Origin of the sequence: Pseudomonas sp. PSKL.D1 (genome assembly GCF_028898945.1) — a bacterium.
In the GTDB taxonomy this organism is placed as follows: domain Bacteria; phylum Pseudomonadota; class Gammaproteobacteria; order Pseudomonadales; family Pseudomonadaceae; genus Aquipseudomonas.
In genome coordinates this window covers 2667189-2692130 of record NZ_CP118607.1, presented here as the reverse complement: position 1 = coordinate 2692130, position 24942 = coordinate 2667189, and the positions used below count along the sequence as shown (strand labels likewise).

The following is a 24942-nucleotide window of genomic DNA, read 5'->3' as shown; positions in this document are numbered from 1 at the left end:
ATTCATGAACCCAGCCAAGGGGATCGATCCAATTGATCGGATTGTTCGCATACCGGTAGAGATTATCACCTCCATCCAACCCAATTGGATCTGGAGTAATAAATCTCCCACATTCAGGATCATAGAATCGGAAGGTGTTGTAGTGCAGTCCCGTTTCATCATCCGAGTACTGCCCTTGGAAGCGCAGATTCTGCTCGACCTCATCGACCGACAGGCTCTCAATCGTCCCCCACGACCGATAGGTCGCTTGCCAGACAATCTTGCCGTCGCTATCCGTCAGTTCCAGCGGCGTACCAATCTGATCCGTATGGAAGTAGTAAACCCGCTGCCCTTCCCCTTCCTGGCTGTCAACCCGCGCCAACGGCGCATAGCTCCCTGGCTCATACAGGTACAGGATGCTCTCCCCGGGCGTCTCTTCCCGCAGCATCCGCAACCCTTGCCACAGGAAGCGCTTCTGTTCGACCTGCCCGTCTCTCTCAACGTGCTTGGCCACCCGCCGCCCGAGGCTGTCATAGCGGTAATGCCCGGTACTCTCCAGCTTCCCCATTACCCATGTCTCGGCCTGCACCAGCCGGTTCTCGCAGTCATAGCGCAAATGCTGCAGCTTGCTGTGCCCCGACCTTTTCTCGATCAGGTTGCCCCACGGGTCGTAGCGGTATTCCTGGTCACGCCACTGTTTGATCCGGTTGTCCTTGACCTTGTCAAACTGCCGCGCGTTGAAGTCCAGACGATTCGCTGCCGGGTCGTAGCGGAATTCTTCACTACCGATCAATGAGCCGGTATCGCGGCTGCGCAACTGGCCGTTGGCTTCGTAGCTGTACTTGATCTCCCCGCGCAGCTTGTCCAGCGTGCGCACCAATTCCCCGGCCGGGTCGTACTGGTAACGTCGGTGAATCGGGTTGTAGGCATGCTCCACCAGCAACGAGGTGTTGATGCCGGTGTTGTGCACCTGCGAGAGCTTGTCGGCCGGTAGGGTCGAGGCATACTGCCACGCCTTGCGCCCCATGGCGTCGTAACCGAAGCAACTGGTCAGCTTGCCCTGCGTGCGGTACACCTCGCGGTGTAGGTCGTCACGCTCCATGTCGCTGATCACCTGGCCGTCCACGTTCAGCTGGTGCAGGTGGCCACTGCCGTAGTACAGGTGGTTGACCTTGCGGCCGTCCGGCAGGGTCAGGGTGGTCAGGTTGCTGAGCGGGTCGTATTCGTACTTCAGCACGCCGTCGGGGGTGATTTCCTCGGTCAACCGTCCGAGCACGTCGTAGGTGTAGGCCAGCGTTTCTTCGGTAATACCCAGTTGCTTGGCCGTACCGGTGGGCTGGCGGTGGATGCTCAGCAGTCGGTCGGCGATGTCGTAATCGAAATCCTGCCGGCCATCCTGGTTGAGTTTGTCGACCAAGCGGCCGATGGGGTCGCGCTCGAAGTCGGTACTGCGTTCCGGCCGTTCGGCATTTTCGCCGTAGCCGATTTCATCCAGCCGGGTCAGGTGGCCGCCGGCGTTGTAGGTGAAGCGCCGGGTCAGGTTGTCCACCCGCATTTCTTCGCTCAGCCGGTCGGAGGCGTCATAGGCAAAGCGGTAAGCCGCGTTGTTTTCGTTGACCAGCGCGGTCAGGCGGATAGCCTTGTCGTACTCGTAACGCACCCGCTGGCCTTTGGCGTCCTGGCGGCTGCTCGGCAGGCCGCGGGCGGTGCGCAGCAGGCGGGTGGTCTGGCCTTTGCCGTCGGTGTGGCTGAGCACCTGGCCGTAGACGTTGTAGCTGAAGGTTTCCGCCGTGCCGTCCGGGTGGCTGATGCGCAGCACTTCGCCGTCGGGTTTGCGTTCCAGCGTGGTGGTTTGGTTCAGCGCGTCGGTGACGGCGACCAGGTGCTGGCGCTCGTCGTAGCGGTAGTACGTGCTTTTGCCGGAGCAGTCCTGGTAGCGCTCGACCTGGGCCAGGGTGTTCCACCACAGGTATTTGGACTTGTAGGTGGCGTCGATGATGGTGTGCGGCAGGCCGTCGTCGCTGTTGAGGTACTCGGCCAGCAGGTTGCACTTGCCACCATGACATGCCTCCTAGGCGCTGCCATCTGGGTGGGTGACTTGGCTACCCAACCGAGTCAGTTAATAGCTTTGGGTCTAAGCAATACTCCTCAGACCCAATCTCTAGATTGTTAAAGATCGGACTAGTACAGAGATAACTCCAACTCTGAAATCGCTTAAAACGCCCAACACATCAAACACAGAAGCAGATTAACAATAAAACAAAAGATAAGCTACGCACTATACACAAGAACTTTTTGATCCCCTCTCAAGAAATACAAACTTTCGATTACATTATCACTTACAAAGGACGGATAAAGCTTAACGCCTGGCAGGCTATTCGACGAAAGCGTCAAAATCTCTTGCAGGCGACCATTATCCCATTCATAACCAAACGTCCAAAACTCAGAGTCAAAATCTACCCGACAGGCCCTAACCACCTGCCCCTCCTGCAGATCCACAGCCTTCAACCAACCAATTTCATTATGACGATTAATCTTCAAAGAATATACTCGCCCCTCACCGTAAATATAATATTCCCACTCATAAACCTGACCTTTAGCATCATAAATATCAACCTTGAAAAGCCTGCCTTCATGATAGCAATGCTTATGAACATACTTCTTCGCCAACGGCTCCTTGCTTGTTAATTTACACGGGGCCACCCCGGACATCTCTAATTCGAATGGTATTAAATTAAAAGCTGGACCTTTTGACCATGCGATACTAGTGAAATCAGTTTCACAAGCTAAAAAAGTAGAAGTGAAGGAGCTATCCCGCAACTTCCCCGTAATTTCTTCCTTAAAGCGCTCTAAGCTTTCTATCGTCATATTTTTACCTAGCCGTATTAAATGTAACGCCATCGAATAGCGATTGCTTGATATCCGAAAGAGCGCTCAAAAACTCATCCCGAGTATTCGTTGATGAGAGCTTATCAAATACGTGTTGTTTGTAAGCATTCCCATGGACACCTGCTCCTTTGTGCGGCGTAGCAGTAGTCCCAGGAACTCTAGCCGCCTCAGTATTTGGCAGCCAGATCCCATTCCTCTTATCATTTATATCTATGTCGAACCCTTCCATTTTCTCCCTCAATGCATCCATTCTCAAATCCTTAGAGTTCGACATTACAATGTGGTGCGCATCATACTGTCCTCCACCTTGAGGACTCGCACCTAGGTTTTTTCGAAGCATTTTAGCGTCAGAATTACATGACAGCCCTAGTACATCAATCCATCCAACTGGACTCGGAGCATATTTATATAAATTATCTCCACCAGCTATCCCAATAGGATCCTGCGTCACAAACCTACCAACCTCAGAATCGTAGTATCTGAACGTGTTGTAGTGCAGCCCCGTTTCAGCATCGTGGTACTGCCCCTGAAAACGCAGGTTCTGCTCAATCTCACCGACTGCGAGACTCTCTACCGTTCCCCACGACCGATACGTCGCCTGCCACACGATCTCACCGTCACTGTCCGTCAGTTCCAGCGGCGTCCCAATCTGGTCAGTATGGAAGTAGTAGACCTTCTGCGCTTCCCCTTCCGCTTGATCCAGTCGAGCCAATGGCGCATAGCTCCCCGGCTCGTACAGGTACAGGATGTTCTGCCCGGGCGTCTCTTCCCGCAGCATCCGCAGCCCTTGCCATAGGAAGCGCTTCTGCTCGATCTGCCCCTTCACTTCAACGTGCTTGGCCACCCGCCGCCCGAGGCTGTCATAGCGGTAATGCCCGGTACTCTCCAGCTTCCCCATTACCCATGTCTCGGCCTGCACCAGCCGGTTCTCGCAGTCATAACGGAAGTGCTGCAGCTTGCTGTGCCCCGACCTTTTCTCAATCAGGTTGCCCCACGGGTCGTAACGATACTCCTGATCGCGCCATTGCTTGATCCGGTTGTCCTTGACCTTGTCGAATTGCCGCGCGTTGAAGTCCAGGCGATTCGCTGCGGCGTCGTAGCGGAACTCTTCGCTGCCGATCAATGAGCCGGTGTCGCGGCTGCGCAACTGGCCGTTGGCTTCGTAGCTGTACTTGATCTCGCCACGCAGCTTGTCCAGCGTGCGTACCAATTCCCCGGCCGGGTCGTACTGGTAACGGCGGTGAATCGGGTTATACGCATGCTCCACCAGCAACGAAGTGTTGATCCCGGTGTTGTGCACCTGCGACAGCTTGTCGGCCGGCAACGTTGAAGCAAACTGCCACGCCTTGCGCCCCATGGCGTCGTAACCGAAGCAACTGGTGAGCTTGCCCTGCGTGCGGTACACCTCACGGTGCAGGTCGTCGCGCTCCATGTCGCTGATCACCTGGCCGTCCACGTTCAGCTGGTGCAGGTGGCCGCTGCCGTAGTACAGATGGTTGACCTGGCGGCCATCCGGCAGGGTCAGCGTGGTCAGGTTGCTGAGCGGGTCGTATTCGTACTTCAGGATGCCGTCGGGGGTGATTTCCTCGGTCAACCGTCCGAGCAAATCGTAGGTGTAGGCCAGCGTTTCTTCGGTAATACCGACTTGCTTGGCCAGGCCGGTTGGCTGGCGGTGGATGCTCAGCAGTCGGTCGGCGATGTCGTACTGGAAATCCTGACGGCCATCGTGATTGAGTTTGGCGATCAGGCGGCCGATGGGGTCGCGCTCGAAATCGGTGCTGCGCTCCGGCCGTTCGGCGTTTTCGCCGTAGCCGATTTCGTCCAGACGGGTCAGGTGGCCGCCGGCGTTGTAGGTGAAGCGCCGGGTCAGGTTATCCACCCGCACTTCTTCGCTCAGCCGGTCGGAGGCGTCATAGGCAAAGCGGTAAGCCGCGTTGTTTTCATTGACCAGCGCGGTCAGGCGGATGGCCTTGTCGTACTCGTAGCGCACCCGCTGGCCCTTGGCATCCTGGCGGCTGCTCGGCAGGCCGCGCGCGGTGCGCAGCAGGCGGGTGGTCTGGCCTTTGCCGTCGGTGTGGCTGAGCACCTGGCCGTAGACGTTGTAGCTGAAGGTTTCCGCCGTGCCGTCCGGGTGGCTGATGCGCAGCACTTCGCCGTCGGGTTTGCGCTCCAGCGTGGTGGTCTGGTTTAGCGCGTCCGTAACGGCGACCAAATGCTGGCGGTCGTCGTAGCGGTAGAGGGTGCTCTTGCCCGAACAGTGGTCAAAGCGCTCGACCTGGGTGTGGGCATCCCACCACAGGTACTTGGACTTGAAGTTGGCATTGATGATGTTGTGCGGCAAACCATCATGAATGCCCAGACAGAGGGCGTTGCCGAAGCTGAATTTGACTGGCTGAAACTTTCGTCTCAGCCAATCACTCATGAGATTTTAAAGATCAATTTGCAACCAATCAAAACATTACCATTGCATAATACAGTCACAGCCAAGCTGGAACATTAGCTACGCGCACTATCAATCGAGCTTTATAATTCATCCAAATTTTCACCAGTAAAACTTAAAAAACCACCACACTGCTAAACTGGGAAGCGCCCAGAGCAGTAAACTTCAAAAATATTTTCCACCCATTCACTATCACACGACTTCAAAGCTGCATCAACCACAAGCCCTATATCATCGGAAATATAACCAGAGACCTCAGCACTTCCGGTCAGTGAATAGATTTTTTTGAATACAAATTCTCGAACACACTTAGAGGATTGCTCATCGGTATCAGACGAGTAACTTAATGCTTTCATCTCCTCAAAAGCGTTCGTCCACGCAACATCAAAATCATCACTATCGCGCTCATCTAGCGCTTCATCCCAATCCCTTACACTGGATACAACAACTTCAAAAAAATCGACTTGCTCAATTTTCTTCTTAATATCTAAAAATGAATAATTCATCATCTCAACCCACTCTCCTTCAGCCAGTTTTCAATCAGATCCACCGCCGCTCGAGGTGTCACATTTTCACCCAGCACGTGAGTACCATTTGGAGAAACCACGTCCACTTTTATATGATCCAAGTCTTTATAAGCCTCACGATATGCAGAGAATAGTTGATCATCTGTACCAGGGAAATCACCTTGTCGGGGGCCTATTGGGCCTCTCTCTGCCTCATGTAATAACCAGTGATCATGCTCCGGATTATCCCCTTTCGGGAACAGTGTAGGTCGGGTTTTGTCTGATCTGGATACTGCAAATGGCCGCCCTTTAGATTTTCGTACGGAGGGTACGTGATGCCCCGACTTACTCACTCCCATTCCCTTTTTTTCGCACCATCCCCATGGGTCAATGCTGCTTAGTGGATTGGAAACATATCGATAGAGGTTGAAGCCGCCCAGCAAACCTACAGGGTCATGACTGAGGTAGCGCCCCACTTCGGCATCATAGTAGCGGAACGTGTTGTAGTGTAGGCCGGTTTCGTCGTCGAAGTATTGCCCTTGGAAGCGTAGATTCTGCTCAATGTCATTCACGGGCAGACTCTCTATCGCTCCCCACGACCGATACGTGGCCTGCCAGACGATACTGCCATCGCTGTCCGTCAACTCCAGGGGCGTGCCAATCTGGTCGGTATGGTAGTAGTAAACCCGCTGCCCTTCCCCTTCCTTGGCATCGACCCGCGCCAACGGCGCATAGCTCCCCGGCTCGTACAAGTACAAAATACTCTGCCCGGGCGTCTCTTCCCGCAGCATCCGCAACCCTTGCCACAAGAAACGCTTCTGCCCGATCTGCCCGTTTCTCTCAACGTGCTTGGCCACCCGCCGCCCGAGGCTGTCATAGCGGTAATGGCCGGTACTCTCCAGCTTCCCTGCCACCCACGTTTCGGCCTGCACCAGCCGGTTCTCGCAGTCATAACGGAAGTGCTGCAGCTTGCTGTGCCCCGACCTTTTCTCGATCAGGTTGCCCCACGGGTCGTAGCGGTATTCCTGGTCACGCCACTGTTTGATCCGGTTGTCCTTGACCTTGTCGAATTGCCGCGCGTTGAAGTCCAGGCGATTCGCTGCCGCGTCGTAGCGGAACTCTTCGCTGCCGATCAATGAGCCGGTGTCGCGGCTGCGCAACTGGCCGTTGGCTTCGTAGCTGTACTTGATCTCGCCACGCAGCTTGTCCAGCGTGCGTACCAATTCCCCGGCCGGGTCGTACTGGTAACGGCGGTGAATCGGGTTATACGCATGCTCCACCAGCAACGAGGTGTTGATCCCGGTGTTGTGCACCTGCGACAGCTTGTCGGCCGGCAACGTTGATGCAAACTGCCACGCCTTGCGCCCCATGGCGTCGTAACCAAAGCAACTGGTGAGCTTGCCCTGCGTTCGATACACCTCGCGGTGCAGGTCGTCGCGCTCCATGTCGCTGATCACCTGGCCGTCCACGTTCAGATGGTGCAGGTGCCCGCTGCCGTAGTACAGGTGGTTGACCTTGCGGCCGTCCGGCAGGGTCAGGGTGGTCAGGTTGCTGAGCGGGTCGTATTCGTAGGCCAATGCGCCGTCGGGGGTTATTTCCTGAGTTAGCCGTCCGAGCAGGTCGTAGGTGTAGGCCAGCTTTTCTTCCGTAATACCCAGTTGCTTGGCCGTACCGGTAGGCTGCCGGTGGATGCTTAGCAAGCGGTCGGCGATGTCGTACTCGAAATCCTGACGGCCATCGTGATTGAGTTTGGCGGTGAGGCGGCCGATTGGGTCGCGCTCGAAGTCGGTGCTGCGCTCGGGGCGCTCGGGGCGCTCGGCGTGTTCGCCGTAGCCGATTTCGTCCAGCCGCGCTCTTTGACCGTTTGCGAATCTGAATTAAATCCAATGTCAAAGCTGGCTCTGGCTCTGGCTCTGGCTCTGGCTCTGGCTCTGGCTCTATAGAAAAATTTAATAAAGCCAGAGTAAATCGCACATTATTAAAGAGCAAGTCTTAATTATAGATTAATAATTAAAATTATCTGCCGTCGCTCAAATAAATATCAAATCAACACATCACACATCTGCACTCAATGAAGCGAAAAACAAAGCATGGCCAAACCAAATCATTGGACCATCGAAACACCAATTAACCTTATCTGCCTTACTTGCTAGCACAATACAGAAACCCTCACTCCAGATCCGCAAGCAACGAAGTATCATAAGCTTTATTTTTTACAACTTTCTTCGAGGCCAACGCCTCATTTATGCAAGCCTTATCGATTGCCAACTCGCCAATTTTCACGGCACAATGTATGAAAACCGCCGGGTAAGCGTACTCATCAGGGTCAGACAGAACATCGTCCACAGTCCGTTCCGACGGTGTAATACAAGCCAAAATTCGTGGAATATAAAACTCTTCCAGCACAGCAACAATTTGTGCGCAAACCTCTTTAGCAACATGAGGCTCAGGCGTTTTTATCGCGCCGCCAGCCTCTCTGCCGAAACGCTTATAATGCTCCCCAGAAGAAATAAATGAAAAGCAACTTTCGTTAAAAAGATTACTCTTGTAAGGAGGCGTAAAATTAGAGGCACACTCAAAAATTTGCCCGCCATATACCATGCCACCGAGCACATATGCGTCTACGCGAGCAAGATGTTCAAAGAAAAGCTCAGCTACGATTTTTTTCTCATACTTGAACTTCAACTTATTCTTGGATGCAACAACCCCTTTAAACCGCATAGCAGTAGTTTTTAGCTCTTCCAGCAGCACAGCCTCAAAATGCGAGCGATTCTCAGAACCCATAAGTCACCGATATTTAAGTACATTAAATACTGCATCATGCACCGCTCCTTTGCCGCCAAGGAGTTTTCCGCGTGCACTTTTAGTATCAACTTTTAGTTTTGCCGCAGTTCCGCTTGATGGCGTTATTACGCCACCCCCGAGGTGCTGCGTTGTATTGGCAGGATTACTCATGTCAAACACACCTGCAGCTTTCTGATTTTTAGTGAGTGATCCCGTCCCGTGCTTGACTTCAAATACATGAAGATTTCCCTGAGCATCCCTAGCGACAAAGTCCGCTCTTACTCTACTCCCATTGACTTTCATAGTTACTTCTTCAGCAACAATCTTGAAGCCGTTACGCTCCAGGTCATGCATCGCTTTAGTTCGTCCTTTGTCACCGCTTGCTGCACTCTTGCAGAGGCCGAATGGATCGATCCAAGTTAATGTATTGGGAGCATAATCGTAGAGATTGTAACCCCCTTGCAATCCTATAGGATCTTGCGTAACAAATCGCCCGACTTCAGGATCGTAATACCGAAACACATTGTAGTGCAGCCCCGTCTCAAAATCGTGGTACTGCCCCTGACAACGCAGGTTCTGTTCAATCTCACTGACTGACAAACTCTCAATCGCACCCCACGACCGATATGTCGCCTGCCAAACAATTTTGCCATCGCTGTCGGTTAGCTCCAGCGGCGTACCAATCTGGTCGGTATGGAAGTAGTAGACCTTCTGCTCTTCCCCTTCCGATTGATCCAGTCGGGCCAACGGCGCATAGCTCCCCGGCTCGTACAGGTACAGGATGTTCTGCCCGGGCGTCTCCTCCCGCAGCATCCGCAGCCCCTGCCACAGGAAGCGCTTCTGCTCGACCTGCCCGTTTCTCTCAACGTGCTTGGCCACCCGCCGCCCGAGGCTGTCATAGCGGTAATGCCCGGTGCTCTCCAGCTTCCCCGCCACCCACGTCTCGCCCTGCACCAACCGGTTCTCGCAGTCATACCGGAAGTGCTGCAGCTTGCTGTGCCCCGAGCGCTTCTCGATCAGGTTGCCCCACGGGTCGTAGCGGTATTCCTGATCGCGCCACTGCTTGATCCGGTTGTCCTTGACCTTTTCAAACTGACGCGCGTTGAAGTCCAGCCGGTTGGCCGCTGCGTCGTAGCGGAATTCTTCACTACCGATCAATGAGCCGGTATCTCGGCTGCGCAGCTGGCCGTTGGCTTCATAGTCGTACTTGATCTCGCCGCGCAGCTTGTCCAGCGTGCGCACCAGTTCACCTGCCGGGTCGTACTGGTAGCGGCGGTGAATCGGGTTGTAGGCATGCTCCACCAGCAACGAGGTGTTGATGCCGGTGTTGTGCACCTGCGACAGCTTGTCGGCCGGCAACGTTGATGCAAACTGCCACGCCTTGCGCCCCATGGCGTCGTAACCGAAGCAACTGGTGAGCTTGCCCTGCGTTCGATACACCTCGCGGTGCAGGTCATCGCGCTCCATGTCGCTGATCACCTGGCCGTCCACGTTCAGCTGGTGCAGGTGCCCGCTGCCGTAATACAGGTGGTTGACCTTGCGGCCGTCCGGCAGGGTCAGCGTGGTCAGGTTGCTGAGTGGGTCATATTCGTACTTCAGGACGCCGTCGGGGGTGATTTCCTCGGTCAAGCGTCCGAGCACGTCGTAGGTGTATTGGAGCGTTTCCTCGGTAATCCCCAGTTGCTTGGCCGTACCGGTGGGTTGCCGGTGGATGCTCAGCAGGCGGTCGGCAACGTCGTACTGGAAATCCTGACGGCCATCCTGGTTGAGTTTGGCGATCAGGCGGCCGATTGGGTCGCGCTCGAAGTCGGTACTGCGCTCCGGCCGTTCGGCATTTTCGCCGTAGCCGATTTCGTCCAGACGGGTCAGGTGGCCGCCGGCGTTGTAGGTGAAGCGTCGGGTGAGGTTGTCGACCCGTACTTCTTCGCTCAGGCGGTCCGACGCATCGTAAGCAAAGCGGTAGGCCGCGTTGTTTTCGTTGACCAGCGCGGTCAGGCGGATGGCCTTGTCGTACTCGTAGCGTACCCGCTGGCCTTTGGCGTCCTGGCGGCTGCTCGGCAGGCCGCGGGCGGTGCGCAGCAGGCGGGTGGTCTGGCCTTTGCCGTCGGTGTGGCTCAGCACCTGGCCGTAGACGTTGTAGCTGAAGGTTTCCGCCGTGCCGTCCGGGTGGCTGATGCGCAGCACTTCGCCGTCGGGTTTGCGCTCCAGGGTGGTGGTCTGGTTCAGGGCGTCGGTGACGGCGACCAAATGCTGGCGGTCGTCGTAGCGGTAGTGGGTGCTTTTGCCGGAGCAGTCCTGATAGCGCTCGACCTGGGCCAGGGTGTTCCACCACAGGTACTTGGACTTGTAGGTGGCGTCGATGATGGTGTGCGGCAGGCCGTCGTCGCTGTTGAGGTACTCGGTCATCTGGCCGAGGGCGTCGGTTTCGGCGAGCAGGTTGCCTTTGTCGTCGTAGCGCGCCTGCCAAGTGCTGCCGTCCGGGTAGGTGACCTGGGTCACCAGCGTGGTCAGGTGGTGGTACTCATAGGCGATCTTGCGCCCGAGCGGGTCGGTTTCTTCGAGCAGGCGGGCGAATTCATCGTACTTGAATTGCAGGCGGTTACCGTCCGGCAGGGCCAGGCCGACCATGTTGCCCTGCTCGTCCAGCTCGATGGCAAAACGCTCGCCGCCGTAGTCGCGGCTGGCGATCACGCGGTGGTCGGCGTTGTACTGCACCTCCAATTCGCGGCCCAGGACATCGGTGGCCCAGCTGGTGCGCGCGTCCGGGTCGTAGCGGAACTGGTAATGCTCGCCGTCGCTGGTCCAGTGCTCGACCACCCGGGGCTTGTCGCCGAGGGTTTCCCAGCGGTAGTGGCAGCCCAGGCCCAGTGCGTTGCTGTGGCTGACCATCAGGCCTTCGGCGTAGCTGAAGCTGCGCACGGTGTCGCCGTTGCGGTTGATCACCGCGTTCAGCTGGCCGTGTTCGTCGTAGCGGTACTGGGTGAGCGTTTCGACGGCCTGGTCGTCGACCACGCGCTTGATGTCGGTCAGGCGGCCCAATGGGTGGTCGTAGTGCAGGTGCACACGGGTGCCACCGGTGGCGCTGATGTCGGTGAGCGTGCCCTTTGCCGTGCGGGTGAAGTGCAGGAAGTGGCCGAGGGCGTTTTCGATGCGTTGCAGCGGCACGTCGGTGTTGGTGTCGGGCACTTCGCCGAAATAGAAGAACAGGTTGTCGAGGGTTTGCAGCAGGTAGTGGCCGCCCTCGGTGCACACCAGGTACACCTGCTCGTGCGGGTTGTAGATGCGCTCGCCCGGTTGCAGGGTCACGAACGGGACTTCACGCCCCTGGTTGTCGGTGAGGTAAATAAATGCACCCTGGCGGCGCAGGCATTGCTCCCACGGCAATACCCAGCCTTGGCCGAGCACGCTGTTTACTGTCAGGTCGCTGGCGTAGAAGCGCGACCACTCGATGGGCATCAGGCCGGGCAGGCTGAAGTCGATTTCATCAGGGATCAGTTTGCGCCCGGTGGTGAGGTCGACCGGGTTGCCGACCAGGCCGCCGATGGCCCGGCGGGCGACCGGTTCGACCACGTAGCGGCTGGCCACTTCACCGGCGACGAAGCCGGCGGTGAACTTCAGGGCGCAGGGCATGATGGCTTTCATGCCGGCCTGGCTGCCCGCCTTGATCAACTGGGCAATACCGCCCGCGGCCCCGGCAATGGCCATCAGCACATCCACGGTGGTGCGCAACCATTGCGGGATTTCGTCGTCCACTGGCAGGTAACGGTAAGTGCCGCCACCGATGATGACGTTGTCCGAGCCACCGCTGATGGTCGCACCGCAGGTCAGCTTGTCGCCCTTGCGCGCCGCCGCCACGCTGTTGATGAAGACGTTGGTCGAACCTTCGGCGATTTGCACCGGGCCGGGGTGCTTGTCGCAGGCGCCGATGCTTTTCTCGACCCGTGCGGCCTTGCGGCTGTTGATGAAGACGTTGGGCGAGGCAGTGGTTATCGTCCCTGAGGGGGACGAGAACATACTGCCTATCGCCTCTCCGGCAGCGGTCAGCAAGCTGCCTCCGATACCAGCTGCGAGGCCGGCCAGCAAGGCCACGCCAAACCCGCAGGTGAAGGTGGCGATGGCCACCGTGGCTACCAGCGCAATGCCCAGGGCGGCTCCGATCAGGAAGCCCCCCAGCGCGCTGGTGTGCGATATGTCGTCGCCGAACCTGGCCGCTTCGAACATGAGGGGTTACTCCTGTTCGCCGGGCTCGGCGCCGGTGACTACCGGGTTACGTGGCGTGAAGCTGGCCAACAGGTTGTCCCAGTCCTGGTTCTGCTGGGCACTGAAGTCGGCCTGCGCCGTGGTCGAAAAAATCAGCGCACGCCCGGGGCTGATGATGAACGCGGCCTGGCGCTGGTACAGCGGGCGGCCCTGGTTCACGTAATAGGCATCGTTCTGGATGCCGGCTATGGGCGCGCTGGCGCATAGCGCAACGGCCTTGCTGCCCAGGCGGGTGTAGCCGCGCAGTTTCGAGGTCAGCATCTTGATCTGGCGCTCGACGTAGGCTTGCAGGGCTTCGCCCGGCAGCAAGGTGTCGCGCGAGATGGTGATGCTCAAGGGTGCGGGCACGCTGGCGCCCAGGACGAACATGTTGACCGTGCGGTCCTCGAAACCTTCTGGCAGCGCGATGCTGCCCTCCTGCAACTCGTAATCCATGCGATGAAAATTCCTGATAGCAAAATGGGGGTCAGCGCAGCGCGAAGCCGTCGAGCATGCGGTCGAATTCGACCAGCCACTGGCTGAGCGCAGGGTTGGTCGGGTCGATCACGCTGGCGATATCAAGCCATTGCGGTGACGCGCTGCCTTCGACGGGCACAAGTGCACCGACCAGCCGCCCATGGCGGGGTTCATGGCCGACACTGAAGTGAAAGTCCAGCACCTTGGCCGGGCTGCCGGCCACATGGCAATCCCGCTGGCGGATCACCCGCAGTTTCGGGTTGCGTTCGCGCAGGGCTTCGATGGCTTCGTCGAATAGCTGCTCCAGCGTGTGCGCCGGGCGCGCATTGCGGCGACGAATGCTCAAGGTAACCGGTGCGCCTTCATGCTCGACGGTGGTCTGTATGTCGAGAAAACGAAACCCTTGCGGAAACTGCAGGTTGAACCCGCCGAAGGTGAAACTGCTGGCGACCTCTTGCAGCGCGACAGGCACTGGCTCCGGCTCGGGCACAGGTTCGGCAGCACGTGCGGCCGCTTCCAGCTTGGCCAACCGCTGCGCCTCTTCCTCCGCTTCGCGCCTGGCCGAAATACGGTCGTAGATCGAGGGTTTGTACATGGCGCTGGCCTCAGTCGTTGATCCGCACTGCGGCGCCGGTGATCTTGGTGGTATCGGTACTGGTGGTGAGGATGACCTTGCCCTTGATCTCGACGCCTTCAGGGGTGAGCGTGATGCTGCTGTCGCCCACTTGCAGGATGATGTGCTGCTTGGCCGCCACCTGGATGAACTGGTTGTCGACCTGCAGGGTGTAAGAACCCTCGGTCACCTGCACGACAGTGTCTTTCTTGACCGTTTCGGTGTGTGTGCCACCCACGGTGATCGTGCGATCGTTCCCCACATCGTGGGTCTCATCCAGCTCGATCTCGGTATCCATGTTGCGCTCGGCATGCATGATGATCTGCTCGGCGCCGGCCTTGTCTTCAAAGCGAAAGAAGTTGGCGGTGCCGCCGTCGCCTTTCATCGAACGCGTTAGGAAGCCACTCTGGGTCTTGTTCGCCGGCAGCGACCACGGTGGGGTGTTGCTGCTGTTGTACAGGCTGCCCATGATCAACGGCCGGTCGGGGTTGCCGTCGAGGAATACCACCACCACTTCGTCGCCCACACGGGGGATCTGGATGCTGCCGAAGCCGCCGCTGGCGCCGGACTGGGCAACGCGTACCCAGCAGGAGCTTTGGTCGTTGAATTCGCCGTTGCGGTCCCAGTGGAACTGCAGCTTCACCCGGCCGAGTTCATCCGTGTAGATTTCTTCGCCGGGCGGGCCGACGACGATGGCGGTCTGCGGCCCGCTGATGCCCGCCCTCGGCGTGTGCAACGCAGGACGGTAAGGGATTTTCCGGCGGATACAGCTGAAGCTGTTGCGGTAACCCGCTTCGCCGTCGCTGGCGTAATTGTTCTGACCCCAGTGGTTCACCGACAGCAGCAGAAACTGCCGATCATCCGGGGCGTCATTGTCGTGGTCGTAATGCTGGCTCAGCTCGAAGTAATGACCAGGCTCCATGGCTCGGCAGTTGCTCCCACCATGAAAGGTCTTGCCGTCCACCTCCATCGCTTCCAGTCGACGCCGAGCTTTGCGCATTCCTTCGTCGGAATCAGCGTAGCCATAGAGGCCTTCATATTCGAAGACCTCATACTGGCCGACCTCGCCCTGCTGGTTGACGGAGTTCATCTGAACCAGATGCGGATTGCCAGGTTGCTTGTAGTCGAATGACTTGAGCGCCAGTCCCGTTGGCTGCATCCGTCTCGCAGAAGACCATGCCGTGATCGAGTCTGCGGTCTCGGTAACCGATGCACTGTGGTAACGGATCACCGGCTGGCGCCCAAGCTGCGGGAGCATGCTGCTGTCATCGCTGATGATCATGCGATGGCCATCTTTGGAGTGCTCGAAGGTGAAGAACAGCCCTTCCTGTTCAAGCAGTCGCAGCACGAAGTTCAGGTCCGACTCCTGATATTGCGTGCAGTAGCTGATTGGCTTGAGCGGCTGACTGAGGCGGAACTCATGCTCGGCCAAGGTCAGGTAGTAGGCGAAGACTTCCTTGACGATCTGCTCGGTGGTCTTGTCCTGGAAGATTCGCGAATCGCGGCGGCGGCTGAGAATCCAGATCCACGGCACAAGTTCAGCTGTGTAGTTGGCAAGGCCACCGTCAGCACCCGTGTGCACGAAGTCCGAGACGTGCGCACTGATGTACCTGGTAGTGCCATCGGAGAGGGCAACCCCCATCGTGACTTTCTTGCCGATGAGTTTCTTCAGCTCGATGCGAGCATCTTGGGATATGAGCTGTACCTGGAAACTGAACAGCTCAGAAATCGCCTCACGGCCACTGAAACTAAGAAGTTGCAGCTCTTGTTCGGGGGGCAATGGTGAGTCGAAGGTGAACAGACGTTGATGCTGGCTGAGCATCGACTCGAGGGCGTCCGTAATCATATCAATGCATCCTGCATCAAGCTGGAAAGCTCACCATGAAAACGTGCTCGGCGCGAGCTGTCAAATGATGGCCGTAAGCCATACCGCCGCACGACAATGACAAATGCCGCTGGCAACAGCACCATCAGGGGCTGAGTATCAGTAGACAGTTCTGCGATTAATTACATCGGAATATGTCTCTTGGTTTGATCTGGCGAAGGTCTGGGGTGTAGGCTCCCTGACCTTGGCCATGAGGCAGTACACAGCAGAGAACAGGGAGCGTCGCCATGAGCGTGAGTGAAAGTCAGCTGAACCAACTGGACAGGGAGATGGACCAGAATCAGCTGGAAATGGTGATCATGCCGGCTGAGGATTTCCACGCTCAGGCGCTGCTATCAACCCACACGCACAGCGCCACACAATCGCCACAAGTGTGTGCACGCACAGAAGGCGATATGCTGACCGGCGCGTGGCAGGGCGCAAAATCTACCTGGAATGGCTACCCCCATACCTTTGTCAACACGACATGGGGCGTACCCACGGCCATGGCCGCTTGGGACGCAAAAAAAACGGTCGGCTTCATTCGCGACATGAATGGCATTCAAACAAGAGTGCGTTACACGGTACGCAACGGTAAACAGTACGTGATCCTTACGGGTTACCCAGGCCTCAGGAAAACGCTTAATGCACCGCGCTACGGCCTGCAGAACGCCAAGTTGATCAGTATGGGGATCGGCAAGTACGGCGTGCGCGGCTCGTCCATCAAAGGCTTTAAATTTTCCTGCTATGTTGCGGTCGCCATTGAAGTCGTTGAATGGATGTTTGCTGATGAACACGTGATGAGCGATTTGTTCGGCGGGGTTGGAGTAGAACTGGTGAAAGCCGGTATCGCTACGGCAGTCGGGTATGCGTTCGGTTTGGCCATTGGCGCATTAACTACCTTTGCCGCCGCACCCGTGATCCTGGGGGCTGCCGTTGTATTTGCAGTAGGTTGGGGCCTGAACGAACTTGATACCCATTATGGAATAAAAAATTCGGTTAAAGCGGGCCTCCGATACGCCGTAGACCACTTGGAATATTTGCACCAGCAGGCCAGCCGGATCAGCGTCGATGACATGCAGAGGTACGCAGAGGAAAAAGTCAGCAATATAGCTGGCCAGATTGCAGAAAAACTTTACGACGACGCCAAGCGCTGGGCGTTGAAAAAGCTCCAGCCTGGCGACCTCAATCTGCCTGGATGGCCCTCGGTACCCGAGCTTCCGTCACTGCCATCACTTCCAACTTTCAACTTACCCAAGTTTTAACCATGACGACACGACCTCACCAACTCCACGAGCGTTCTGCGCTCCTATTTCGCTTGGTCGCTTTTACAACGGGCTTAGCGACCTTGGCATTAGGCTTGCTGTCCGCTTATTGGCTGGTAAGCGATGTATTGCCATTATTTGGAAACCTTTTGAATAATGCCCCTATCGTGGTGACGCCCTATCTGGGCTTTATGCTTATTGCCATGTGCACGGTTACCCCAATTATTGTCATTACGTCAGCACATGCATGCTGGCACGCGCAAAAATTTGACCCGCCGCCCCGTTCCCGCCTATTCCGATTTCAACACACCTCCTATAAATTGACACTGTGGTCAATGATCTGTATTGCACCGGCGCTGGCAGTACTGGTGACGCTTGGCTTGTGGGCAAAGGGGTACACCCCGTGCCAAAAACTTCTGATATCAGGCTCAGCCTGGAAAGTATACTGGGTCAACAATCCACAATATTGCTTCAAGCCTGACTTGTACAATGACCACGATCAACCCTGCAAGCGCGTTGGTGATCGAATTTTGTGCATGCAGGCCGATGGGCGACAGTAAGAATGCTTGCAGCAATGCAGTGCTTTCAGGACGCTGCGGGTGACGCTGACGATTTTGAGGCGCCCAATGAATCCTACGCCCTCTAATGAGAATCCGATGAAATTCAAAGACATGTTCGTCAGCCGGCAGCACATGTTCTCCATCGGCATCGAAGAAGAAGCCGAGCAGCACTTCGTGTCTTTCCCTGTCAGCAATGGCTTGGTTGATTACGAAGAGTACTATGCGATTGACGCTGAAGCGTTCGAACGTTTTCTGAATGCCCCTGATGCGGCACTTGCATTTGTCATCAAATGTCGCCACAGGGAGATGGATGAACTGTTGATCATCAAACCAGGGACCCGTCGCGGCACCGGCATCTAGCGAAACGTCACGGGGCACTGCGACAACCCACACCAGTAACGTTGGACCTGGAAGCTTGAAGCGCAATCAGACGAACTCCATGGCCCCGCAATCAACCGTTCCTACGCCCCGCCACCCTTTTCACCAGCGCCAGGCCCCGCCCCACCCAAGACCGCGCGCGCAATGACCGCAGGTGCTCGAGTTCCATGAACGTATAGTGTTTGTTCTCCCGGCGCTCACGCGCCCGCAGTGCCTTGAACGATGCAATGTTCTGTCGATGGTAATACACCATGTATAGCCCGCAGGCCATCAGCACGTAGACCAGTATCAGCATGGATTCACTGTACGTCTGTACGATTGGATACATAAGGCCACCGAGTGCCGCGCCGAAACCTCCCATCCACGGCGCACCGCTGTGTTCCCGCTCGATCACTTCGATCCGATCTCCTTGCACGACCAGCGTGTCCACTTTCCCCGCGCACACCCAGGCGAGCCCGTAGGCCAGCGCCACCAGCAACAGCGGGAGCGCACTGAGGGCCAATGACTCCAAAGCACCCAACTTGAGTTTCTTGTAAGTGATCGCAAGCGTCAGCAGGTACGCGAAAAGCGGGCTCACACTCAGATTGAACCATAGGCACTGCACGGCATAGTCACTGAAGCGCTCTGACAGATATGCACATTTGAAACTGTGTTTGATCAATATCATGAAAAGTATCAGCGCCGGAATGACACTCCACTTCGGGCCTACGCCATAGGTGAAAACAGTCACCAAAAGCGCCAGGTAAACAAATCCGTATATTCGAGAGAAAAACCGTTCGAGCGTGAACATGTGTAACTACTCCACCCATCCATGGCCTGCCATACCCAAGTACTGTCAATTGCTGTCGTAAACAATATCGTCAAGCTCATCGCCCTGCGGCGCCAGCTCGAATACCCGGCTTGCCAGGTCCCGTATGTGTTGTGACCACGCCACCTTGGCCACCCATTCACGTGGCATGCCCGATACCCCATACAACGCACCCGCAATCTGCCCGGCCGTCGCCGCGACGCTGTCGGCATCATCAGCAAGGTTGGCCGCCAGCAGGATCGCATCCTTGAAATTGTCCGTGTGCCACACGGCCCACAGGGCAGCCTCAAGCGTGTCGACCACATACCCCGAAGAACGAATCTGCTCGCGGGTCTTGTGCTTGTATTCCCCCGCATTGATGATCATCGGCCGTGGCTGCAGCGGCCGTACCTGGGCTGACAGCGCCTCCTCCTTGCCCGCGCCGTTGAGCGCCAGGTGTAACTGCGCGCCGAACAGGCTGCAGCACTGCAACACCTCCAGCGCGGCATGGGTCACCTGGCTCTGGACATCACACTCGCGCCAGGTGGCCGAGAGCGAATGGCGGCGGAAAATGGCGGTGGGCGCCAGCCTGATCAACGAACCGTTACCCGCTGTCGAGGCTTCGCGATTACCCAGCCAGCCAAGCCCGTGGGTTTCCCAGGCTTCCAGAGCATTGCGGGTGACGTTGCCGATGTCGAAGCAGCGGCCATTGACGCTGTTCTCGCCCCGGCGATACCAGCGCACCAGCGCATCGGCGAAGGCTGCGTAGTCGAACTTGCCTTTGGCGGCGTAGGTGTCCGCCAGGCACAGGGCCATGCTGGTGTCGTCGGTCCACTCGCCGGGCGCGAGGCGGAACGGGCCGCCACCGACCATGTCGTTGACCTGGCCTTGGTCGCGGCGCTGGAACTCCAGGGTGGTGCCTACCGCGTCGCCGATCGCCAAACCCAGCAGCGCGCCTTGTGCGCGGTCGAGCGCTTGCTCGTCGGTGAGGGTGCAGCGCCTGTCGTTGAGCCAGGCAGGCTTGATGCGCGGCAACCGGGCTGCGTCAGGGTTGGGCATGTATTCCATGCGCTGCTGCAGTTGCGGCGATATCTCCGGCATGAGGTCGCGGTAGCGTTGGGCATACTCGCTCAGGGTGGTATCAGGGCTTCTCAGGTCGATCATGCTGACTCCTTGCTGTGCGTTGCTTTCGTCCATGGGGCCATTTTGCTGAACGTCCCCTTTCCTCGCAACGAGAGGCGGAGAACTAGCGTGGTGGGACGGCACCGGCTGTGCTGGTGGTCGCGGTCAAATCCGCCCTGATGGAACTGCACTGTGAGCAACTGTCTTGCTCATTTTTCACAAACTGGCGCGATCCCTGTAGGAGCGGATTTATCCGCGAGACAAGCGACGCGGTGCATGGCACCGGCTACGCCGGTGATCGCGGCTGAAGCCGCTCCTTGTATGTTGTGTCTGGCCTGGCGAGAGTGGTTATGCTCGTCAGGCTGAAGAAGCACTTCCGGGGAGGCCGACCGCTCCTGAAGGCAGGGATGGCCCTGACCTTGTATGTAGAGAGGCCCCCCGCCTCATTGCCCACTACGAAGAGTATCGAGAAGCCGACAAGTCGGACTTCGCATTACAAGGTTGCAGCGGCATGAAGTTCGAGGTCGGGGAACCGGAGGCCATTGTTACCTAACTCGCTTGGGAGGGGGAAGAATGAGTGTCTGGGTTGGTCTCGATATCGGCTCACGTACTTCGATCGCCGGGGTGCGCAAAGATGGGCGTCCTGCCGGTCAGTGGGATATCGCTCAAACACCGGCAGGCCGTAAGGCTGCAGTAAAAAAGCTGCTGGCACTCAAGCCCAAGTCGATCGTGATGGAGGCGACCGGGATCTATTACTTGGACTTGGCCCTTGAGCTACATGCGGCCGATCTCCCTGTTTCAGTGATCAACCCCAAGAGCTTCCACAATTTCGCCAAACTGATGCTGGTGAACAGCAAGACCGATGCAATAGATGCTCAACTGCTGTCCGAGTACGGCGAGCGTATGACACCACGCTTGTGGACACCCCCAAACCCTGTGCAGCTTGAGCTGCGAGCTCTGGGTCGACATATCAATCGATTGGTGGGACACCGCACCAGGGCAAAAAACGAGCTGCATGCATTACAGGCAACGGCTACGACCGTGTCGATGCTGATCGAGGATCAAGAGGAAGCGATTGTTTCACTGGATAATCGAATTGAGCGCTTCCGTAAGGCAGGTCGCGAGCTGATCGCCCAGTGTCCGACGCTTACTCGGCAGTACAAGCAGCTACTTGCAGGTCCCGGGATGGGAGAAGTCTCGGCACTTGCTGCACTCGCTGAACTGACCACCCTTCCTCAAATGCTCAAGTCCTCGCAGGTAGCTCGCCACGCGGGACTCGATGTTCGACAGACACAATCGGGGACGAGCATTGATAAGCCCGGCAGACTCGGCAAAAGTGGGAATGCGTACCTGCGGGCAGCCATGTACATGCCTGCCTTGACCGCGGTGCGCTGCGACCCTTATGCGAGGGCTTTTTACGAGTCGCTGGTCAACAGGGGCAAGAAGAAAATGCAGGCCATCGCTGCCGTCATGCGTAAGTACCTGACAGGCATCTGGGCATGCATGCGTGGAGATGAGCCATTTGATACGGCCAAGCTTTTCAGCGCTGAACACCTGAGAAAAGCTTGACCGCCAACAGAGTATCTACAAGGTACGCGACACGCTTGTGGCCGCAGCTCCCTGTGCGACAGCGCAGCCCGAATGGCCATGTGCAAGTGTTCGGATTTTGCGCAATGCAGTGGTACCCAGAAGCATCTTCGCATCAGGTGCAACTATCCAAACGCGTGCTCGTTAACTACGCGAGCACACCATACGTACGGCGCATTCCGTCGCATTGCCATCATTGCGATTACAAGCGAAAGCTATTTCCACGCGGCAGAAAATGCGACCTGGTTCACTTTTTGAAAAAAACTTTTCTAAACGATTTCTTCACCGTTCTTAACACTCGAACGCCCCGTTTTTAGGGGGCAATCCCCTATCTCCAATAGCCGAAACAGGCACTCAATAGCATCGCGCCATCATTGCGCAGCATCACAAAACAGGGAAAAAATCGCCGCCCTCGCCGGAACTTCTTCCAAAGCGGGGTGCCCTACTCGGCATTGCTGGCAACTCGATATTCATGTGCCAGCACTCAAATTGCCGCAGCCGATTAGGTGCGATTTTCAGGTCCACGCCACTGGCGTTTCAGGACGATCAAGCAGGCTCATGGACGATGTACCGATGACACAGACATTCGATGTCGAAGCACTGATCAAGCTGCGTAGCCAGACGCGGGCGATCTCCGATGCGCTGAAGGCGCAGGCGGCGGATTACCTTGCCACCGTGGCACCGCTGATCCGTCCGCAAACCCTGTTTGGCGAATACCTGCAAGGCGCCCAGCGCAGCAGCGGGCGCGAAACCCAAGGGCATTTCCAGTCCCTGATCGAGCTCTACGAGCGCATTGGCTCGGCCGCACCCTTCCAGCTGGTGAGCGAGCTTGAAGTGCCGCTTAACCTGATCAGCACCACCCCCGAACTGTTCCCGCTGGAGTACGACAAAGTGCTCCAGCCCAGCGGCCAGGTCATCCGCATCACCAGCCCCACCCGTTGGGTGGTGGGCTTTCACGCCTTCGACCTGGCGCAGTTTCGCAACGTCATCAAAGACCCGAACCGCAGCAGCGCCGAGCTGTACCGCTTCGTGGTGCACTACCTGGTGTTGTTCTACTGCCTGAGCAAATCGCCGGGCCTGGGCCGCCTGTTCGAAGGGCTGCGCTACGGCCTGAGCTTCGAGCGCCTGAAGGGTTTTGGCGACCTGCCGTTCTGCGTCATCAGCTCGCCGGTACGCTCGCAACTGCCCGACGATTCGGTCATTCGCAGCAGCACGCAAATTGCCGGCAACACCAGCTTCGAAGAGCTGGTGGGCCGCGACAACATTCTGGAAATGAACGACGACATCCGTCAGCGCCTGCTGCTGACGATCGAAGGCCTGTAACGCGCAGCGCCCGGTAACGGGCCGCGCACTGATTCGCAGCGAATTGCTCGCACTGGAGAACACGATGGCGAAAAAGGAAAGCACCCAGCACAAACTCGACCGCGTTCGCGCCCCTCGGGTCCATATCACCTACGACGTGGACATCGGCGATGCCATCGAGAAAAAGGAGCTGCCCTTCGTCGTCGGCGTGCTGGGCGATTTCTCCGGCAACCCGCTGGAGCCTTTGCCCAAGCTCAAGGACCGCAAGTTCGTCTTCATCGACCGCGACAACTTCAACGGCGTGCTCCGGGGCATCAAGCCGCGCCTGACCTACCGCGTCGACAACACCCTGGCCAAAAACGGCACCCAGCTGGGCGTGGAGCTGAACTTCAACAGCCTCGAAGACTTCGAGCCGCAAAACGTGGTCAAGCAGGTAGAGCCGCTGCGCAAGCTGCTGGAAGTGCGCAACAAGCTGGCCGACCTGCGCAACAAGATGGGCGGTAACGACAAGCTTGAAGAGCTGTTGATGGACGTGCTGCAGAACACCGAAAAACTGAAAACCCTGGGCAAGGAATTCGGCCGCGAAGCCGCCGCCCCCGCCGACGGCAAAGAGTAAGCAGGAGCCAGACGATGACCGACAAGCAAACACTGCCGCAACAGGACACCGACCTGGTCGAAGTGGAAAACTTCGCCCCGCAGGCTTCGCTGCTCGACAGCATCATTTCGCAAAGCCGTGTGGCCCGCTCCGACACCGAGCGCAACCGCACCCGCGACCTGATCGGCGAACTGGTGAACCAGGTACTCGAGGGCGAAATGACCCCGAGCAAAGACCTGATCGCCGTGCTCGACGCGCGCATTGCCGAGATCGACTCGATGCTCTCCGAGCAGATGAACGAGATCATGCACGCCCGTGAATTCCAGCAGCTGGAAGCCTCCTGGCGCGGCCTGAAGTACCAGGTCGACCAGACCGAAACCAGCACCACGCTGAAAATCCACCTGCTCAACGCCTCGAAGAAAGACCTGGTGCGCGACCTGAAGGCCGCCAGCGAATTCGACCAGAGCGCGCTGTTCAAGAAGGTGTACGAAGAAGAGTACGGCACGTTTGGTGGCGCGCCGTTCGGCATGCTGATCGGCGACTACGAGTTCAAGCGCAGCCCCGAAGACATGTACCTGCTCGAAGAGATCTCGCACGTGGCCGCCGCGGCCCACGCGCCGTTCATTTCGGCAGCCTCGCCGGAGCTGTTCGGCTGGGACTCGTTCACCGAAATGTCCGGCCCGCGTGACCTGGCCAAAATCTTCGACACCGTCGAATACGCCAAGTGGAAGTCGTTCCGCGCCTCGGAAGACTCGCGCTATGTCGGCCTCACCCTGCCCCACGTGCTCGGCCGCCTGCCTTATGGCCCGGATACCGCGCCGGTGGAAGAATTCAACTTCGTCGAAAGCGTCGACGGCCGCGACCACAACAAGTACCTGTGGATGAACGCCGCCTACGCCCTGGGCACCCGCGTGACCGACGCGTTTTCCCGCTACGGCTGGTGCGTGGCCATTCGCGGCGTCGAAGGTGGTGGCCTGGTTGAAGGTTTGCCAACCCACACCTTCAAAACCGATGACGGCGAAATCGCCCTCAAGTGCCCGACCGAAATCGCCATCACCGACCGCCGCGAAAAAGAGCTGTCGGATTTGGGCTTCATCCCCCTGGTGCACTGCAAGGGCACCGACTACGCCGCGTTCTTCGGCACCCAGTCGGCGCAGAAGCAAAAGCAGTACAACACCGACATCGCCAACGCCAACGCACGCCTGTCGGCGCAACTGCAGTACATCTTCGCCACATCGCGCATTGCCCATTACATGAAGGCAATCATGCGCGACAAGATCGGCAGCTTCGCCTCGCGCATGGACGTTGAGCGTTTCCTCAACCAGTGGCTGGCCAGCTATGTGCTGCTCGACGACACCGCCAGCCAGGAGGCCAAGGCCAAGTTCCCGCTGCGCGAAGCCCGCGCCGAGGTGTTCGAAGTGCCAGGCAAGCCAGGCGTGTATAAGGCCGTCACCTACCTGCGCCCGCACTACCAGCTGGATGAACTGACCGCCTCGTTGCGCCTGGTTGCCGAGCTGCCGCAAGGCGCTCGCGGCTGATTCAGGCACCGTGTACA

General features: G+C 57.6%; 16 protein-coding genes and 3 pseudogenes. 7 read left to right on the top strand and 12 right to left on the bottom strand.

The features are described from left to right. Positions 1–13 precede the first annotated feature (13 nt). From PVV54_RS11910 to PVV54_RS11865, 10 genes and pseudogenes are all read right to left on the bottom strand, one after another. Positions 14–2098, bottom strand: a pseudogene (locus PVV54_RS11910) (RHS repeat-associated core domain-containing protein); the annotation flags it as partial. 152 nt (positions 2099–2250) lie between these two features. Further along, positions 2251–2847 (bottom strand): hypothetical protein, encoded by a 597-nt coding sequence (locus PVV54_RS11905; RefSeq protein ID WP_274910126.1) that lies wholly within the window; start codon positions 2845–2847, stop codon positions 2251–2253. Positions 2848–2851: 4 nt separating this feature from the next. Next, positions 2852–5227 (bottom strand): annotated as a pseudogene (locus PVV54_RS11900) (RHS repeat-associated core domain-containing protein); the annotation flags it as partial. A 215-nt stretch (positions 5228–5442) separates the two neighbouring features. Further along, a complete protein-coding gene (locus PVV54_RS11895; protein ID WP_274910125.1) occupies positions 5443–5817 on the bottom strand; it encodes a hypothetical protein in 375 nt (124 codons plus the stop codon). Continuing rightward, a pseudogene (locus PVV54_RS11890) lies at positions 5814–7676 on the bottom strand (RHS repeat-associated core domain-containing protein); the annotation flags it as partial. The pseudogene PVV54_RS11890 and the gene PVV54_RS11895, both read right to left, overlap by 4 nt. Before the next feature lie 307 nt (positions 7677–7983). Continuing rightward, a complete protein-coding gene (locus PVV54_RS11885; RefSeq protein WP_274910124.1) occupies positions 7984–8598 on the bottom strand; it encodes a hypothetical protein in 615 nt (204 codons plus the stop codon). Between the two features lie 3 nt (positions 8599–8601). Next, positions 8602–12819: an RHS repeat-associated core domain-containing protein gene (locus tag PVV54_RS11880; protein WP_274910123.1), complete on the bottom strand. Its 4218-nt coding sequence runs from the start codon at positions 12817–12819 to the stop codon at positions 8602–8604. A gap of 6 nt (positions 12820–12825) precedes the next feature. Beyond that, on the bottom strand, positions 12826–13293 hold the full coding sequence (locus PVV54_RS11875; RefSeq protein WP_274910122.1) for a DUF1795 domain-containing protein: 468 nt from the start codon (positions 13291–13293) through the stop codon (positions 12826–12828). A 31-nt stretch (positions 13294–13324) separates the two neighbouring features. After that, positions 13325–13909 carry a hypothetical protein gene (locus tag PVV54_RS11870; protein ID WP_274910121.1) on the bottom strand — a complete coding sequence of 195 codons (585 nt, stop codon included), beginning with the start codon at positions 13907–13909 and terminating at the stop codon, positions 13325–13327. Between the two features lie 10 nt (positions 13910–13919). After that, the gene (locus tag PVV54_RS11865; protein ID WP_274910120.1) at positions 13920–15773 is read right to left on the bottom strand and encodes a type VI secretion system Vgr family protein; all 1854 of its coding nucleotides are present in this window, start codon (positions 15771–15773) and stop codon (positions 13920–13922) included. Positions 15774–16039: 266 nt separating this feature from the next. On the opposite strand from PVV54_RS11865, the gene PVV54_RS11860 reads away from it, so the two are divergent. From PVV54_RS11860 to PVV54_RS11850, 3 genes are all read left to right on the top strand, one after another. Continuing rightward, on the top strand, positions 16040–17056 hold the full coding sequence (locus PVV54_RS11860; RefSeq protein WP_274910119.1) for a hypothetical protein: 1017 nt from the start codon (positions 16040–16042) through the stop codon (positions 17054–17056). 2 nt (positions 17057–17058) lie between these two features. Beyond that, positions 17059–17616: a hypothetical protein gene (locus PVV54_RS11855; RefSeq protein ID WP_274910118.1), complete on the top strand. Its 558-nt coding sequence runs from the start codon at positions 17059–17061 to the stop codon at positions 17614–17616. A 96-nt stretch (positions 17617–17712) separates the two neighbouring features. Next, a complete protein-coding gene (locus PVV54_RS11850) occupies positions 17713–17976 on the top strand; it encodes a hypothetical protein (protein ID WP_274910117.1) in 264 nt (87 codons plus the stop codon). 91 nt (positions 17977–18067) lie between these two features. Here the strand turns inward: PVV54_RS11850 and PVV54_RS11845 are convergent, their stop codons facing one another. Continuing rightward, positions 18068–18784 (bottom strand): hypothetical protein, encoded by a 717-nt coding sequence (locus PVV54_RS11845; protein WP_274910116.1) that lies wholly within the window; start codon positions 18782–18784, stop codon positions 18068–18070. Positions 18785–18829: 45 nt separating this feature from the next. After that, positions 18830–19945 (bottom strand): ADP-ribosylarginine hydrolase Tri1, encoded by a 1116-nt coding sequence (gene tri1, locus PVV54_RS11840; protein WP_274910115.1) that lies wholly within the window; start codon positions 19943–19945, stop codon positions 18830–18832. Positions 19946–20476: 531 nt separating this feature from the next. Here tri1 and PVV54_RS11835 point away from each other — a divergent pair. The 4 genes from PVV54_RS11835 to tssC all read left to right on the top strand — a co-directional run bounded on the left by PVV54_RS11835 (position 20477) and on the right by tssC (position 24925). Continuing rightward, complete coding sequence (locus PVV54_RS11835; protein ID WP_274907733.1) at positions 20477–21472, top strand: IS110 family transposase; 996 nt, start codon at positions 20477–20479, stop codon at positions 21470–21472. Positions 21473–22063: 591 nt separating this feature from the next. Continuing rightward, the gene (locus PVV54_RS11830; protein WP_274910114.1) at positions 22064–22813 is read left to right on the top strand and encodes a hypothetical protein; all 750 of its coding nucleotides are present in this window, start codon (positions 22064–22066) and stop codon (positions 22811–22813) included. 64 nt (positions 22814–22877) lie between these two features. Beyond that, entirely contained in the window at positions 22878–23408 is a 531-nt protein-coding gene (gene tssB / locus PVV54_RS11825) for a type VI secretion system contractile sheath small subunit (RefSeq protein ID WP_274910113.1), read from the top strand. A 14-nt stretch (positions 23409–23422) separates the two neighbouring features. Beyond that, positions 23423–24925, top strand: a complete 1503-nt coding sequence (gene tssC / locus PVV54_RS11820; RefSeq protein ID WP_274910112.1) for a type VI secretion system contractile sheath large subunit — start codon at positions 23423–23425, stop codon at positions 24923–24925. Positions 24926–24942: the final 17 nt, after the last annotated feature.